At 36.9% G+C, this 18,244-nt stretch carries 11 protein-coding genes; 7 read left to right on the forward strand and 4 right to left on the reverse strand.

What is annotated here, in order from left to right; translation table 11 throughout:
* Window positions 1-32 precede the first annotated feature (32 nt).
* The 3 genes from NV377_RS20735 to NV377_RS20745 are packed head-to-tail and all read right to left on the reverse strand — an operon-like array spanning window position 33 to window position 4,343.
* Window positions 33-422 (reverse strand): carboxymuconolactone decarboxylase family protein, encoded by a 390-nt coding sequence (locus NV377_RS20735; RefSeq protein ID WP_258202715.1) that lies wholly within the window; start codon window positions 420-422, stop codon window positions 33-35.
* 2 nt (window positions 423-424) lie between these two features.
* Window positions 425-2,053 (reverse strand): thiamine pyrophosphate-binding protein, encoded by a 1,629-nt coding sequence (locus tag NV377_RS20740; RefSeq protein WP_258202716.1) that lies wholly within the window; start codon window positions 2,051-2,053, stop codon window positions 425-427.
* Window positions 2,037-4,343 (reverse strand): EAL domain-containing protein, encoded by a 2,307-nt coding sequence (locus tag NV377_RS20745; RefSeq protein ID WP_258202717.1) that lies wholly within the window; start codon window positions 4,341-4,343, stop codon window positions 2,037-2,039. The genes NV377_RS20740 and NV377_RS20745 overlap by 17 nt, the downstream gene beginning before the upstream one ends.
* A 681-nt stretch (window positions 4,344-5,024) precedes the next feature.
* Here NV377_RS20745 and NV377_RS20750 point away from each other — a divergent pair.
* The 7 genes from NV377_RS20750 to NV377_RS20780 all read left to right on the forward strand — a co-directional run bounded on the left by NV377_RS20750 (window position 5,025) and on the right by NV377_RS20780 (window position 17,402).
* On the forward strand, window positions 5,025-10,751 hold the full coding sequence (locus NV377_RS20750) for a right-handed parallel beta-helix repeat-containing protein (RefSeq protein WP_258202718.1): 5,727 nt from the start codon (window positions 5,025-5,027) through the stop codon (window positions 10,749-10,751).
* Window positions 10,752-10,891: 140 nt separating this feature from the next.
* Entirely contained in the window at window positions 10,892-12,139 is a 1,248-nt protein-coding gene (locus NV377_RS20755) for a mechanosensitive ion channel family protein (protein WP_258202719.1), read from the forward strand.
* 176 nt (window positions 12,140-12,315) lie between these two features.
* A complete protein-coding gene (locus NV377_RS20760; RefSeq protein ID WP_258202720.1) occupies window positions 12,316-14,586 on the forward strand; it encodes a carbohydrate-binding domain-containing protein in 2,271 nt (756 codons plus the stop codon).
* A 251-nt stretch (window positions 14,587-14,837) separates the two neighbouring features.
* Entirely contained in the window at window positions 14,838-15,734 is an 897-nt protein-coding gene (locus NV377_RS20765; protein ID WP_258202721.1) for a dienelactone hydrolase family protein, read from the forward strand.
* Between the two features lie 61 nt (window positions 15,735-15,795).
* Window positions 15,796-16,446: an SGNH/GDSL hydrolase family protein gene (locus tag NV377_RS20770; protein WP_258202722.1), complete on the forward strand. Its 651-nt coding sequence runs from the start codon at window positions 15,796-15,798 to the stop codon at window positions 16,444-16,446.
* A gap of 70 nt (window positions 16,447-16,516) precedes the next feature.
* The gene (locus NV377_RS25830) at window positions 16,517-16,993 is read left to right on the forward strand and encodes a methyl-accepting chemotaxis protein (RefSeq protein WP_308860195.1); all 477 of its coding nucleotides are present in this window, start codon (window positions 16,517-16,519) and stop codon (window positions 16,991-16,993) included.
* A 253-nt stretch (window positions 16,994-17,246) separates the two neighbouring features.
* Complete coding sequence (locus tag NV377_RS20780) at window positions 17,247-17,402, forward strand: hypothetical protein (RefSeq protein WP_258202723.1); 156 nt, start codon at window positions 17,247-17,249, stop codon at window positions 17,400-17,402.
* A gap of 141 nt (window positions 17,403-17,543) precedes the next feature.
* Here the strand turns inward: NV377_RS20780 and NV377_RS20785 are convergent, their stop codons facing one another.
* Window positions 17,544-18,215 carry a YwrJ family protein gene (locus tag NV377_RS20785; protein ID WP_258202724.1) on the reverse strand — a complete coding sequence of 224 codons (672 nt, stop codon included), beginning with the start codon at window positions 18,213-18,215 and terminating at the stop codon, window positions 17,544-17,546.
* Window positions 18,216-18,244: the final 29 nt, after the last annotated feature.

Genomic DNA, 18,244 nt, shown 5'->3' on the forward strand with positions numbered 1-18,244 from the left:
TATGTACTATAGAAAATTATGCAGAAAAGTCATTAAATTTCTTTTATTCCTCTTTGTTCAAATACATTCATTACTTGTCCCATAGCACTGCACGCTTTTGGAAAGCCAACATAAGCAGCACAATGGATAACGAGTTCAACAATTTCTTTTGGACTCATCCCCACATTGAGCGCGGCATTAATATGAAAACCCATTTGCTCAAAAGCACCCTGTGAAATCAACGCTGTCAGAGTGATGGTTTCTCTTTGTTTAAAGTCTAATATTTCTCTGGAATATATTTCTCCGAAACCAAATGAAACTAGAAAATCTGCAAAATCTGGATAGAATTTTTGGAATGATTCTATCGCTTGCAAACCTTGTGCTCCAACCATTTCATTTAGAACTTCAATTCCCTTGTTATAATTATCTGAATCTCTACTCATATTTATCCCCTTCTCGTAGTTGGTGGAATTTCTAATGGATCAATTATAGCTTCAATAACAACCGTTGTATTGGCAAGCTTAGCTTTTTCTAACGCATCTTCTAACTCCTTAGCATCGAAACATTTGAAAGAGAGAGCTCCCATGGATTCTGCAAACTTTTGAACATCTAACATCGTTTTATAAACAGTTCCCACAGCTTTTCCTAAGTGCAAAGTCATTCCTGTATCAACCATATCGATTTTGCCATTATTGAAAACGACAAAAATGACATTAGCACCGTAGTTTACAGCAGTGGAAATCTCAGTTCCATGCATAAATGTGCATCCGTCCCCGGTTAAGCAAACAATCTTAGCTTTGGGATTTGAAAGCTTGGCTCCAATAGAATATCCTATAGCATGGCCCATCGTACCGAACACATCATCAAAATAAAAAGTTCCGGGCATCTTAACATCGTAATATTTTATACCATAAAAAGTATGACTCCCATCATCGCCAAAAATGATAGTATCATCATCTAAAGTTGCGCTCATCACTTTAACAGCTTCAACTGCAGACATTGGAGATTTAATTTCCTTGCATGGTTCCTCTATTTTATAATCATAAATATTAAAGGGCATTTTAATAATTTCATTATAATTAAGTTGTTCAAATAGCGTATTTAGATTTGTTTTAATATCGCCAATAATAGGTAATGTTTCTACCTGAATAGTTTTACCTATGAAAGTTTGGTCAAAATCAAAATGAATTACGCTTTTTGGAAAATTGGATGGTTTTAGGCCGGCAACGGACATATCTGAAAGTTTAGTTCCGATGACGATCATCAAATCTAAACCACATTCAACGTATGTACTAGATTCCTCAGTCCCTCCAAGACCGTAAGCCCCCAATGACAAATGGTGATTACTCTCAAATACGCCCTTACCTCCTGGCGTGGTCATGACTGGAATATTGAAAATCTCGGCTAACATTTTCACTTCTCGATACGCTCTGCTCGAATGTACGCCTTTGCCTAGAAAGATAACTTTTTTACCAGGACGGTTTATTAAATCCGAACACTTAGCTAAGTTTGGAGCAACAGGATATATAACCTCCGGTAAATCAATCTCAAATTCAGCAATACTTTCAGCTAAAACGTCTGCGGCTATGGATAGATGAACAGGGCCTTTAACTCCTGAGTAGGCTTTTTCAATGGCATGCTGAAAATAAGACTTAAAAGTATCTGCTCTTTCCACTCTAGCACTAAACTTTGTGACAGGTTCAAACATTTTAACGAGATCTGTTCCAAAAATAGTTGAGTCTTGGCCTAACGCTTTGCCTGAATCTTTGGTAGAAGGTTGTCCAGTAATAAATAAAACAGGAAGATGAGATGCTTTAGCTTGACCAGCAGATGTTAAAAGATTAGTACCACCTGGACCCGATGTTCCAATAGCCACAGCCAATTTATTATTCATTAATGCATAACCAGCAGCCTCGAATCCTGCACCCGACTCATGTTTGGATAATACAAACTCAATGCCGTTATTATATAAATCAAGAATGAGTGGAGTGACTGGCTTACCAGGAATGCCAAATATGTGGTTGATCCCCCACTTTTTAAAATGGATTGCTAATATCTCAGAAATTTTTTTCATTATAACCATCCATTTCGCTTGAGTAATTGAGTTTTATATCGTCATTCAGTTGATAAAACGACTTTTCAAAATCATCGACAGAAAGAGGTTTACTAAAATAATATCCTTGAACAACATCGCATTTCTTCATTTGTAAAAAATTGAGCTGATCTTTTGTTTCTACACCCTCTGCTACAACATCTAAGTTTAAATTGTGTGCCATTGAAATAATTGTGCTAACAATATCTGAATCATTTTTATCCAACATGATATCTCGGACAAAGGATTTGTCTATTTTTAAAGTATGAATAGGGAACTTCTTTAAATAATTCAAAGAGCTGTAACCGGTTCCGAAATCATCAATACTAATCCTTACTCCTAAAGCGTTTAATTGACCCAAAACGTTTATCGCACGTTCAACATCCATGGTCATCGTTTCCGTAATTTCTAACTCCAAATAATTAGGATCCATTCCAGTTTCCATTAATGTATTGGAAATTACTTCCACTAAGTTATCCTTTAAAAATTGCTGTGAAGAAAGATTAACCGCTATTCTAAATTTAGGAAACCCCATTTCAACCCACCGCTTACTTTGATCACAGACTTCACTTAGAACCCATTCACCAACTTGTGAAATTATTCCGTTTTCCTCTAAAATGGGAATAAATACATCTGGTGATACAATACCATATTCTGGGCTGTTCCATCTTAGGAGAGCTTCCGCTCCAATGATTTTCTTACTAATTAAGTCAACTTGTGGTTGATAGTACACGATAAATTCTTTATTTTCTAAAGCTTTTCTTAATGAAACTTCCAATGATAGTTTATCTTTTTCATTAGAATTAGACTTCATATTTGAATCGAATAGGGTATAATTATTCCTTCCCTTTGATTTCGACTTATACATAGCATTATCTGCGTAAACCATGAACGTTTCAGCGTCAGTCCCATCATTGGGATAGATTGCTATACCGATACTCGCAGTTACATGGAATTTGGAACCATTAATAGTGAATGGGGTGTCAAATAAGTCAATAATTTGCTTCCCTATGTGAATAACTTCTTTTTGCCCAGTAAGGTTATGAAATAGGAAAATGAATTCATCTCCGCCCATTCTAAATACCTTCCCATTATCACCTAAAAATTGTGTCAGTCTACCGGAGACTTGCTTTAGCAATATGTCACCATTGGAATGTCCAAAAGCATCATTAATCGTTTTAAAGTGATCTAAATCCAAGAACATAAGTGTCAAATCAATATTTGTGCGAGTAGTTAGAGATGATAAAATATGATAATTTAATGTTTCACTTAGTGATCGTCTATTTGGTAAGGATGTTAATTCATCGTGATAGGCCAAATAATTATGCCGTTCTTCATTAAGATAACGTTCTGTAATATCTCTAAGCTGAGAGTATGAACCAATAAAATTATTTGTTTCATCATAGATAGGTTGAGCATCAAATAAACAAACTACTTTTTGATTATCTACCGTTCTTAAAATCATTTGAACATTATCAAAACTCTGTTTGTTTTTTATTACTTTTTTCATGTGACTGCTTACTAGACATCCTGGGTTTTGTTCACTTCTATCAACAATATTGGTATCTTTATGAATATTGAATGTTTCGACCACAAAATCGTTCACTGAGCTAATGATGCCATCAGCATTTGTGATGATAATGCCATTTCTATTTTTATTAACCATAATCTGATTTAACATATCTAACTTTCTATTTTGCTTCCTAAGTAAAAGTTCTCTCTCAATAGAGTCAACCACTGTAGATAACATAGTCAAGAAAAATGGATTATGCAATTCAGTCGCAGTCATAATACATATACTTCCGAGTAAATTGTTGATATCTGTGTAATGAAAGGCCACTCCATAGCATGCTGAGTCATGTAGGACCGTATGAAAATGATTTGAGCCTATGATTTGAACCGGATGGCTTTGTTGAAGAGACAAGCTCACAACATTAGTCCCCATATCTTCTTGAGTAAATTGTGCGCCTACTTGTATACCTAATTGGTGAATTGTTTTTTTTATCGTTTCATCGCCAACCATATGTAGCAAATATCCATTTTCATCAGATATTACAATTAGTACAGGTGTTCCACTTAACGAGTGTAAAATCTTTTTTGAGAAAAAATTAACAACGGATAAAATTTCACTGTATGTGTTTCTTTTTTTCAACAGTTCTTGTTCTGACATAGAACGTTTCGGTTTTCTAACTTCATTTGGATCCATTCCTGCTTCGATGCATTTACGCTTAGACTCAACAATATAGTCCTCTTCATGATCCAGTTGTATCATTTTAATCACCGCCCATTGATTCTAGCTTTTATATTTAACATAACTATTTTTGAGATTTGCAAGCTCAATTTTACGGTTTTTAAATATCCGAGGCATAGCCAGTTTGTGAGTGAATGCAGAATCTATTCCTATTAATTATATCTTCCATTTAATACTATCTTTCATATATTATTCGACAAAAAAAGATGTTACCCTGCAACAATAAATGTGAAATTTTAGGGCTTTATTGATACTTAGTATTGCAGTTATTGTTGTCCCACTTTATTTTGTTAGTTAATTCCTAATCATGCGTGTACATTTCTTGATCGATCTGATATTGATGCTGGGCATTTAGCTAAGATTGGCATGTGTTAAGGCAATAAAGCTTTAACATTCGCGTTTTCAGCAATAATCATTTTACGATGCAATAAGCATTTTATTAGATATTTATGTGTATGCAGATAAAATAGGTCCTAGTATAAGAGTCTGTTTAGATGATTATCGAAGTAACACACATCATCTGTCATAGTGTAGCTATACAGCATGAGTAGGTAGTATGGAAAGAAGAAGTTAAAGATTAAGAGCGTTAATGAGTTTTCAAACGGAGGTATTAAGAGCAGAGAGAAGGTGATGTGAGCTAGTGATAAGTAAGCCCGCGCAATCGAAACAACAAATTCGATTAAAGGAGTTGAAAACTATCGTATGAGTAAAAAATTTATAGGTAGAATATTCACTTCATTACTTGCAATATTACTTATATTACCTGCTAATATTGGGATGATAGCTGCTGAGGGCGAGGGGAACGACAACATGCTGGTCCAAGAACCAGCTATTACAAACCTACAGCCTGATTCGAGCTGGCAAGCTTCTATATTTGGGGATGTTGGTGGACAGGATAAAATAACGGCTACAAATTTTAGTGTTATTGAGGATGAACAAGGGATTGTTCAGATGAAAAGTCTCAATGATCGAGGTAAAATATCTTCATCAACAGATGGTATCGCCTATTTGTATCAGCCGGTGTTAATAGATCAAGACTTTGAGTTTTCAGCTACTGCTACAGTGAATAGTATTAGCGATAATAATCAAGCTTCTTTCGGAATTATGCTGAGAAATAAAGTATATGAAAATATACATGGAACTGAATATGGAAAAGATGATTATTTGGCTCTTGGTGGATTAGATAAAAAGATCAAAATATTTAATCGAGTGAACACAGTGCAAACAAAGCAGGATTTGGATGAATCATTAACAATGCCGACAGCTGGAAGTAGCTATCAGCTTTCTATTAAAAAATCAGAAAATATGTTTGTAATAAAGGTGAATGATTTTAGTTACGTGGTAGATAACTATGCTCCAGAGGTAAGCTACTTGGGTCTATTTACTGCCCGTAATGCTGACATTACATATAGTGATATTCAGTTTAATATCATTTCAGAGGAGCAACCAGAAATTGGAGAACTTCAATTCTACTCCTTCGGCGGTAATACTTCAGTTGAGAAAAATCCAGAACCAGTCTCAGGCGAATCAGGTGAATATACTTTGGAGGCAACTGGTGGAAAGTTAGCTGGAGGAGATGAAGGAATTTCATACCTAGCTTATGAAGTGCCGCCGAATGTTAGCTTCAGATTAGAGGCAACAGCGACGATTGAATCGTTTAATAGAAACACATCGATTAATAATGCTAATCAAAAGTCCTTTGGATTAATGCTTCGTGAAACCGTTGGCGAGCATCGTTCAGCTACAGCGACAACATCGAATTATGTTGCGGTAGGTGCACTGGATACTGTGATGAAAGGATTTTATAAATCAGGTGTAGTCAATAGTATCGGAGGTACGCAAACAAAGCTAAATACGTATTCTACTGCTAATGTACCAGCAATAAATGAGGTTTATCAGTTAAAAATCGAAAAAAATCAGAATAGCTATACGTTAACCGTTAATGGAGAAAGTCAGCTTGTAACGGTAGAAGATTTATTCTCGGAGCAATTATATGCGGGTGTTTATGTTGCGCGTGATGCTAAGGTAACCTTTTCTAATATTAAGCTACAAGTAGAAACAGCAACAGTGAGCTCTTTAAAGGTTGATGCCTCTAATATGAAAACAATTTATCGTCTTCAAGAGAAACTTAATCTAGAAGATCTGGTTGTCACAGCAATGATGGTTGATAACAGTGAAAAAGTACTTTCAGAAGAAGAATATATTGTTACGGATTTTGATAGCTCCAAGGTAGGAAATAAAGTACTAACGATTCATTATAAAGGGAAAACGGCACAATTGCATTATGAAGTGGTTGCACTAGAAGTGACATCCATTGAATTGGTATATGAGCCTGCGAAGACAACTTATTATGTGGGCGACGAACTTCAGCTTCAAGGCTTAACGATTGAAGCAAACTATGAAGATGGCTATGCATATCAAGAGCTCACACCAGACTTATACACGATAGCCATTCAAGATCAAGTGTACGATGGCTATGGTAATAATGAGGTAGGTGCAAAGTATAAATTTACTGCTGCAGGTACTTATAACGTTAAAATAATTTCAGCTGAAAATACTAATGTATCTACTGAGTTTACAATTAACGTGGTGGATGCAAGTCTAACTAGCATAGAAGTCCGTCAGCTTCCAACAAAAACAACATACTTTATAAATGAAGCGCTGCAATTAGATGGATTAATTGTTTATGGACATTATAGTGATCATTCTAGTAAACGTATTTCCAGAAACGATCTAACATTATCCGGCTTTAGCACAGCTGTTGCTAGTCGACAGGAGCTCTTAATTTCTTATCGTGATCAGATTGCAACACTATCTTTACTAGTCAAAGAAAAGGAAGCAGTTAAGTTAGTCGTAACAAGTTATCCAAAAACAACTTATAAGTTAGGTGAGGGATTAGATTTATCGGAATTAGAGCTAGCTATTGCGTTTGATAACGGAGAATTAAAAACGATTACAGATCGAGATTTTATAATGGATACCTCTAACTATAATGCGGAAGTAGTAGGGCAATATAAGCTACTGATTACACCTAATAATGAAGAACTGGAATCATTAGATCTGCTGGTGACCGTACGTGAAGAAACGTCAATGCTATGGGAGAGTATTCGCTTTGGGCAATCAACTACATCGAGCAATAATACGATTGAAGTAGCTGGAAATAGTGTAGTTACTCTGAAAGCAATTGGTGGTTCAGCGGGAAAAGTTACCGGAGATCATGATGGCATTAGCTTCTATTATGTAGAATTAGATGCTGTAGAAGATAATTTTGAGCTATCTGCAGATATTAAAGTGTTAGAATATGCGAAGTCTCCAGATCATGACGGTCAGGAATCCTTTGGGATTATGGCTCGTGATGCAATAGGAACAGCTAATGATTCCTCAGTTTTTGCCTCTAATATTGCGGCAATAGGAGGTTATAGCGGTGGAACATCAAATCCAATTGGCACGCAGCTATTTGCACGTACAGGAATTGAAACATCAGATGGCAGTGGTAGTCAAGGGATTCAATCTATAAGCTTTAACAGTGATCGTCCAACGCAGGCCAATACTTATCCTGCACAAAATTATAGACTGACTTTAGCTAAGACGAATAGCGGCTTTACAGGAAAGCTGAATGATAGTACGCCAGTGATTTTGTATACACCAACTATTCTGAATGTACAAGATAATAAAATGTATGTAGGATTCTACGTGGCACGTCTAGCAACAATCGAAGTTCATAATATTGAGCTTAAAGTAACATCAGCGGCATCGGATGCTCCTAAAGTTGAGCCTCCATTAGTTCCATTAGATGCTAGTATTGAATTTGTTTCTTTACAGCAAACCTCAACAACTGAGCTATATGAGGTTAAAGTGAAAGCCAATACGTCAGGTTCAGTGACGATTAAGCAAGACAATACGATCATCATGGATGATGTATTGATTGAAGCTAATCAAGTATTGTCAAAGGCAACGAAGTTAATGATAGGTAAAAATCCTTTTACGATCAGTTTTATTCCCAGTGATACGGAATATTTAAAAAGCTATGAAACGATTATTTTAAATCGCACCGTTACCGTGAAACAATACGCAGGAGATATGTACGTTTCTCCAGATGGAAGTTCAAATGGTGATGGAACTGTAGGCAATCCACTTAATCTGGATACTGCAATCACATATGTAGCTCCTGGTCAAACTATTATTGTTCAGGATGGACAATATATGCGTAATTCGAAACTGGATATTAAGAAATATAATGATGGAACAGCAGATGCCATGAAAACATTGAAGGCAGCAGAGGGTGCTCGGCCTGTTATTGATTTTGATAAGAAATCTGAAGGAGTAGTACTTAGCGGGAACTATTGGCATGTGATCGGTTTAGATTTTACTCGTTCAGCGGGCAATAAAAAAGGATTTACAATCGGTGGTAGTCATAATATTATTGAGCTTTCTCGCTTCTATGAGCATGGAGATACAGGTTTGCAAATTAGTAGAACGGATGATTCCAATAATATAGCAGATTGGCCATCCTACAATTTGATTGTAAATAGTACTTCATTTGCCAATTGTGATCCTTCTGATAACAATGCTGATGGTTTTGCAGCTAAGCTAACCTCTGGAGTAGGTAACGTATTCCGTGGTACCATTGCCTACAACAATGTTGATGATGGATGGGATTTATATACGAAGGCGGGTTCTGGAGCTATTGGAGCAGTAACGATTGAGAATAGTATTGCCTACAATAACGGATATCCGATGGGATCTACAGAGTTAAAAGGGGATGGCAATGGTTTTAAGCTAGGTGGAGAAGGTATTCACGTTGCTCACGTTATTCGCGATAGCATTGCTTTTAATAATGGTACAGTAGGCTTTGCAAGTAATAGTAATCCTGGGGTTATCGCTGACAATAATATTGGCTTTAACAATCCAAAAGGCAATATTGTATTTACGACTTATAATCAAATTACGCCAGACTTTACGATAGATGGATTCGTTTCCTATGCAACGACTTCTATTGCTTTAGATCAAGTACCACAATCCACACGAGCTAAAAATAATTATCTATATGATGGAACGAAGTTTGCTAATAGCGTTGGAACGGTTATTGCCGAAAGAAACTTTAAGAGCTTACAGGTGCCTCTAGAATTTGCACGTGATGAAGAAGGTAATATTATTTTAGAGGATTTCCTAAGCTTTACTGCTCCGAAAGATGCAAATAACTCTAGTAATTCTAACAATCAGATAACTGAGCCAACCCCAACGCCGACAACTTCCTTTAAGCTTAAAGGATATATTGAAAATGGGAAGGTAACGGGTAAAATTGCTTCAGAAGAGGCTAAAGCAGCCATTGCATTATTGAAAACTCAATCAGGTTCAAAAATTACGATTACTATTGAGGAAAATCGTAAAGAAAAGATCTATCGGTTAATATTGCCATCCAATTTATTTGTAACGACTAATCAAGATTACAACGTTGAAATTGTTACACCAATTGGAAGCATCGTAATTCCGAGTTTTGCTTTTAAGAATGAAAGTAATGCTGATAACGCTGAATTCATTGTTGAAATTCGTGATGTTACTGATGTAACTAATACTTCAAATTGGTCTAGTGATGCAATAGCAAGGCCAGTATTAGAGTTTGATTTTTATTGGAATGGTCAATTGATTGATTATAATAATCTAGATCTATCGTTGCAATTATTCGTACCATATACACCTAGTACAGATGAGCAAAATCAACTATCCAAACTAGCGATATGGTATATTGCTCCCAATGGAGAGATTACTCCAATACCTAATGCGTATTATGATGAAAAGGAAAAAGGTATGAGATGGAGGACCAATCATCTCAGTCAATATGCTATAGTACTCAAAGTTAAGAACTTCTCAGATGTACCCAATACCCATTGGGCTTATGAAGCAGTTAGTACACTAGCGGCAAAAGAAGTAATTAATGGGATAAATGAATCTAACTTTGCACCCAATGAGTCAGTTACTAGAGCTGACTTTGTCGTTATGCTCATGCGTTGTCTGGGACTTGCTGCAAGCATAGACAATTCATTAGCTTTTACTGATGTAGCGACTAAAGCTTATTACTATGAAGCAGTAATGACAGCCCAGCAACTCGATATTATTACTGGGTATCCTACTGGTGAATTTAAACCTAATCAAGCGATAGAGCGTCAAGAAATGTTTGTTATTGCTTATAAGGCAATCCAGAAGGTAGAGGAGTTGCAGCTAAGCTTAGCCAAAGATCATGAGTCGATAGAAAAATTTGTAGATTCAGCAACTATTGCTGGCTATGCGAAGGAGATCTTATCTACATTAGTTGAACATGGAGTGATACAAGGATATAACGAAAAGATAAATGCTAAGGGAGAAACAACTCGTGCCGAGGCAACAGTGTTAATCGAACGACTAGTTTTCAAAAATCTAAATAGCCGATAAGCGCAAATGAACTGTAGAATAAGTGGATGATTGATTAAAATTTAATAGGACCAGAGAAGACACCGCGAGGTGTCTTTTTTGCTTAGTAGTTAAAACTACTTTATAATAGTATGCTAACATAGGGTGTTTAGGAGGAGACAATGGAATATATAATAAGACAATTAGAAGAATACGGCATGAGCCCAATAACAGTTGTTTATCTTTCAAATATTATCATGATCGGTTTTATTACTGTGATCTGTATACTGGCAAATTATATAGCCAAAAGAATAGTATTGAAAATCATCATTCATATTATTACGAACAATAAGTACACATGGGATAATATTATATTAGAGAAAAAAGTTTTTCACAAACTTTCTCATATCGTTCCTGCCATTATTGTTTATTTCTTTGGGGCTGTATTTCCTACGTATCAATTTTTGATTGAAAAGGGCGCATCAACTTATATAATTATAGTGGCTATTATGGTCCTTAATGCATTGCTCAATGCTTTTGATGATATCTATCGATCGTTTGAAGTTTCCAAGGTCAAACCGATTAAGGGATATATTCAGGTTGTTAAAATTATTCTATTTATCATTGGTGGCATTGCAGTTATCTCGATTCTCATCGGACAAAATCCGTTGATCATTCTTAGTGGTCTTGGAGCATTATCAGCTATCTTTATGTTAATCTTTAAGGACTCGATATTAGGACTAGTAGCAGGTGTCCAATTATCATCTAACGATATGGTACGCGTAGGTGACTGGATTGAGATGCCTAAGTACAATGCGGATGGTGACGTAATAGATATCACATTGAATACGGTCAAAGTTATGAATTTCGATAAAACGATCACTACGATTCCTAGTTATGCACTGATTTCTGATTCATTCAAAAATTGGAGAAGTATGCAAGCTTCGGGCGGTAGAAGGATTAAGCGTTGCATCAATATAGATACAAGTAGCATACGTTTTTGTTCGAAGGAAATGATTGATGAATTTAAACAGATTCATTATCTTACTGATTATATGATGACAAGAGTAAGCGAAATCGAAGAATATAATAAGAAGAACCAAATTAACATAAACAATAAAGTAAACGGCAGGCAGCTTACGAATATTGGTGTATTCAGAATGTATATCCATCAATATCTCAAAAATCATCCGCAAATCCACAAGCAAATGACGCTAATCGTAAGACAACTTGCGCCAGGAGATAACGGATTACCACTGGAAATATACGCTTTCACTAACGATACTAATTGGGCGATATATGAATCGATTCAGTCGGACATCTTTGATCATATTTTTGCAGTAGCACCGGCATTTGGGCTTCGGGCTTTCCAAAACCCAACAGGGTATGATATGAATCATTATAAAGATACGTATCAAGGTGAATTCTAATTGAACTGCATTGAATCGCTAGAAACAAGATCCACAGCCGCAAGAGGTTGTGGATTTTTTATATTGCTGAGTGTTTTCCAAAATCTTCAGCTATCTTTAAACTGCTTATAAGCTTCGTTTAAGACAAGCGATATACACTAAAAGAGTACAAAATATTTGAAAGGAAGTGAGAAAGTATGCTGAAACGTACAACGTCTCTTATGCTTGTCTTAATATTGACAATGACTAGCGCGGTTGGACTTGCATCTGCTAGCACAACAACGAAGGAAACGGTTATTAAACTTACTGATACAGTCGTAACGGTTGATGGAGAAGTAGCATCAACGAGTTCATCGTCAGCTGTATATACAGGAGCTAGCATTGTATATTATGAGGATGGAAAAGACAGTAGTTATGGAGAAGGTACAGAGTCAGATGCGCACAGCGCTGAAGAAGCAGCTAAGCATACAGTTGTAACCATTACTGAGCCTGGAACTTATCTCGTATCAGGTAAGTTATCGGCAGGACAGTTAGCAGTTGATTTGGGAACGGACGCGGCTTCTGATCCGACAGCAGTTGTAACACTTATTTTAGACGGAGTAGATATTACGAATACAGTTGCTCCCGGTGTTATCTTTTACAATGTATATGAGCCATACTCAGATACAGAAGATACTAAAGGAATTGTCGATCTAAGCCAAGCAGGGGCACAGGTTATATTAGCAGATAATGCTATTAATACTGTAAATGGCGCCTATGTAGCACGAATTTATAAAACAGGTACAACGAAAAAACTGCATAAATATGATGGAGCATTTTATTCTAAAATGTCCATGAACATTTCTGGAGAAGCTAAGGGCACAGGTGAGTTGCATATTACTGCTACTAACGAAGGGCTCGATTCTGAACTACATCTCGCTCTCAACGGCGGAAAGGTTTATATTGAGGCTCAGGATGATGGAATCAATACGAATGAAGATGGAATTTCAGTTACGAGCATTAATGGTGGATATCTATACGTTAATGCAGGCCTAGGAGCAGAAGGTGATGGAATTGACTCTAATGGATACTTAACTATTAACGGAGGAACTATTGTTACAATGGCCAATGAACGTAGTCCTGACGGCGGTATTGATGCTGATAGTGATATTATCATCAATGGCGGCACAGTTCTTGCACTAGGCACACGTAATGATGCTACTTCTTCTACATCCAAGCAACCATTTATTGAACTGTCCTTTGCTTCAACACACGCAGCAGGAAGCAAAATTTTATTAACGGATACGGAAGGAAATGAATTGCTAAGCCATACTGCAGAAAAAGCTTTTCAAAGTGTAACATTCTCATCTGCTGATCTTAAGCTTGATACTGAATATCATTTGTACATTGATGGTATACAGCAGCAGTATACAGGAAATTCCTTCGGAATGATGGGTGGCGGTCCTGGTGGCAATCCCCCTGGAGATGGAAATGGACAATTTGGTCAAGGCACGCCTCCAACAGGTGAACGTCCAGATAATGGAATGACGAATGGACAATTCCCTGAAGGCACGCCTCCAGAGGGAACTATGTCCCGTCCTGATAATAATTTAGCAGGTATGCCAGAAGGTAGTTTTAATCCTAATGGACAAGAAAGCACAACTACTAGTGGTGAAGGTTCTACTGCATTCGTGATTACGGAAACGGTTCATAGCTTCTCAGGTGTTTCCGAAGCTACTGATGCTAGCGGTAAAACTAAGGTTACCTTTACTGTCAATGATGGTGCAGGCATTCAAAGTGTAGCTTCTGGTAAAAGTATAGTATTTGATGGAGTTTCAGCGAGCGTAGCTGTTCCTGAAAGTGATATCCAACTGACAGTAACAGATATGCCTTCAGAGAACTATTCTGAAACGTTTCTTCTATCTGAGTTGAAGGGTGACTTCTCCAAGATAATGCCCCAGGAGGATGGTCAATATCGCCTAACAATTGCGGTAGTTTCCTCAAATGAAACATATACTGGAGTATCACAATGGCAGTTTGCAATTGGTGTGCTTCCCTTTACTGATGTGAATTCAAACGATGTTTCCTACAATGCAATTAAATCTTTGTATGAACAGGGGATTATGATTGGTACTAGTTCAACTCGGTTCTCTCCAAACTCTCCAGTAACACGTGCTTCAGCGATTACGACTCTTGGTAGATTGCTTAAGATTGAGCAAGCTGAATCAAGCTCCTTCAATGATGTTGTGAAAAACAGCTGGTATAGTGGATATGTTGGTTGGGCAGCGCAAAGCGGAATTGTTATTGGTGATGGAAAAGGGAACTTCATGCCAAATGCTAACGTGACTGTTGAACAGATGAAGCTTATTATCTCGAGATATGTTAAGTTGAGCGGATTAAACATTTCAATAGACGATCTTTTCCCAAGCACTATTACTGGCACAATGACTCGTGCAGAGCTTGCAACTCTATTAAGCAAGCTACTATAGACGACATGTGGTGACACTAGCATAAATAGTATAATTAAAGATATCCTGCTGCTTACAAGATAGAAAGTAAGCACAGGTTATTTTTAGTTTTCAATGTCCATTACAACGAGCTATTCATTAAATAAAACTCTGACCTTCTAAGGTCGGGGTTTTATTTTATATAAATTGTGCGAAATTGAATGGGATATAGTAGAATAGTAGACATAATTTACAATAAGTTACAGTTAATCTGGAGTAGAGGAGTAATAACGATGACTACTACATACGATAAGCTATTTCAATTGCTAGGTGATTTACCAACAGAAGGTGTTACCAATGTACAACTATTAGATGAAACAATGGAAGACGGATATCGCTTGCAAACCGTTCTGTTAGAACTTGGGTTTACGGAGCGGGTATCTGTGTGGGTTGCCTTACCTGTAAAGCTAGATGGTCCTTATCCACTCGTTATTTTTAATCATTCACATGGTGGAAATTATACAAATGGAAGAAATGAATTAGTGCGTAGTAGCTCATATTTACAGCAACCCTCATTCGCTCATACGCTTACCAGCATGGGGTATGCCGTGTGTTGTATGGATATGCGAGGTTTTAATGAACGTTCTGGTAGAACAGAAAGTGAATTAGTAAAGGAAATGCTTTGGCAAGGTAAAGTATTGTGGGGCACGATGCTCTACGACACACGTTGCTTGCTAGATTATATGTTAAGTCGATCTGATATTGATGCTGGGCGTGTAGCTACGATTGGGATGTCTATGGGGGGATTGATGGCATGGTGGCTAGCTGCCTTAGATGAGCGTATTAACGTAGTAGTGGATATATGTGGTCAAGTGGACGCACATACTTTAATCAGTAAACGAGGATTAGACCATCATGGTTTCTATCATTATGTTCCTGGTTTGCTAAAGCACTTTACAACTTTAGAAATTCAAGCTCTTATTGTACCGCGTCCAAGACTTAGTTTAACGGGGCAGCACGATCGACTATGCCCAATGGAAGGGGTACAGCTGTTGAAAGAAGGTTTAGATCAAGCATATTTAGCTGCTGGATATCCAGATAACTTTCAAACGATTGAGACTACAGGTGGTCATATGGAAACTGTAGAAATGCGTACAGCGTGGAAACAATTTTTACAGCGACATTTATAAACGAATTATTATTTTGTTGTTATCATGTAGTTTAGATATTCTAAATAAAGGGTGCTGTGTGATGAAAGATAATCTTGTTGTAGTATTTCAGGGAGATTCCATTACTGATGGTAATCGAGATAGAGGCAATGATTTAAATCATATTATAGGTCATGGCTACGCATATATGATAGCAGGTAAATTAGGAAGTAAGTTCGCTGAAAAAAAACCTGATTTTGTGAATCGTGGTGTAAGCGGAGATCGAATTTCTGATTTGTATGCTCGCTGGAACGAGGATGCATTAAGTTTCACACCTAATGTGCTTAGTATTTTAGCTGGAGTAAATGATGCATGGAGAATCGTTCATCAAGATCGGGGCGGGTTTACTGATCGATTCGAACGAACATATCACCATTTGTTATCAGAGACGAGAGAAGTATTGCCAGCCACTAAGCTTGTATTATGTGAGCCATTCATATTAAAGACGTCTGCTACTGAGAAGCAATTTGATCAGTGGAAGGAGCTGATCTCCAATTACCAGCAGCATGTACGTCAGCTTGCACAGCAGTATAATGCTGTGTTTGTACCTTTGCAGGACGTATTTGATGATGCAGCTAAGCGGACTTCTGCTGAAGCATGGCTTTGGGACGGTATACATCCTACCGTAGCTGGACATTATCTGCTTGCAGAGCGCTGGCTTGAGGTAGTTGAAGATAGTGGTTGCTTAAACTGACTAAGTAATAGACTTATTAATATTGATAGATAGTATTACAGGGTTTTCAACAGTGTAAGTTCGCCTACATATGATAAAGAGCACCTTTTACGGTTTTGAATTTATTGGGACGGCTACACCGCTCCATGACTCTGATGGTAAAGTAATAGGTGGCATAGCCGTTCAGCTTCGAAAACAAAGTGAATTATTAGCTATTGCAGACCAAATTACAGCTTCATTAACACAAGCCAACATTCAGATGTCACAAGTCACGAATGGCTCAATGGGCTTGGCTGGATCTGCTCAGAATTTGCTTGCACTAGCAAGTCAGACAGCTGAACAAGTTAATGAAACAGGTGAAGTAGTATCAATTGTAAGAAGAGTGGCTGATCACACCCATTTGTTAGGTATGAATGCAGCTATTGAAGCTGCGCATGCCGGCGATAATGGAAGAGGCTTTGGGATTGTAGCTGATGAGATACGGAAAGTATCTAACGAAACGTTATCTTCAACGAAAACAATTCAACAGACACTGAAGGCATTTGAGGGAGCAATAAATACTATGTAGCAGTCTATTGAACAAATAGCATCGACTGTTGAGCAGCAAGCATTATCGTCTCAACAGGTTTTAGCATATATGGAAGAGATTTATCGTATGTCAGAACAACTTAATCTCTTTGCAAAAAAACTATAATTGAACTCTGAGGACGGGTTATTAAAATACGCAATAATGTTACAACGAAGAAGTCGTTCTTTAAGGCGACTTCTTCGTTGTATGATTTAGTCCAATTAAAGGTGAACCAGCAGATTTATTAGAGACAATGAAAGAGAAGGTTGCTTTATTTTCAGTGTTAGAAGAGAATCTAACGGAATTACAATCTCTCTATGTAATAAGTAATATTGCACGTGATAAGGATCAAAAGCTGAAGGTGCGAGCGATTGCAGATGTTAATCAAATGGACAATGGCGATTACTAGGTACTCAAAATGAAGATGGCAGAGATGCCTCCCCTATGATGCAAGAGGATGATATGCAGTAGTATATATAATAAAATCGAAAAGCAGTATCCTTTAGTTTCATAACTATAAGGATACTGCTTTCTTTCAGACATCGATTATTTATAATTGTTTTGGGGAGTGTACCGTCATCATATGTTGTATATTCCAAAAATAACTATTGCCGTCAGCTGTCACTAATTCGACCAAGTGGTTTTCTAACTTATTCAATAATCCTATCTTATTGGGATTTATACCTAAATCGAATACAACAATCTCCCCTGATAGCTTAGATAATTGTTCTTCAAATGTACGCATTAGAGGTATAACAGATGGGCTGACCGGAAGTAGTGAACGATCAATTGAAAAAGGTGTTTTGTCAGGGGAATAAGGAATTAACCATTTAAGATGGTTCATAGGAATATAAATTGTTTTGAAAACAGGCGAATAGAAGACAAAGTAGTCATTTAGTATAGTAGTCACATAACCATGTAATGATAGAGTCCCAGAGACGTAAATTTCAACGAATTGTCCGCGTGCATGCTGCAAAGTTTTTCGATATGAAATCTCCTTTTCACTTTCAATAGGAATGTGAGTAGGACTTTCAATTTTTCCTTCTATATTGGTGCTAGCTTTAATATTTTGAACATGTAGAATTGGAAAATACAGAAATTTAATACCGTTAAATAATACAAGAATATCTTGACCATAATCGATCAGAATTCCAGTATGTTTTTTTTCTCCCGATATTTCAATATCTATTGTTTTATTAAGGAAAGATTGCAATACTATCATGGGTAATCTCCTCTTCTTAATAGAATAAA

The sequence above is a fragment of the Paenibacillus endoradicis genome (assembly GCF_024721975.1).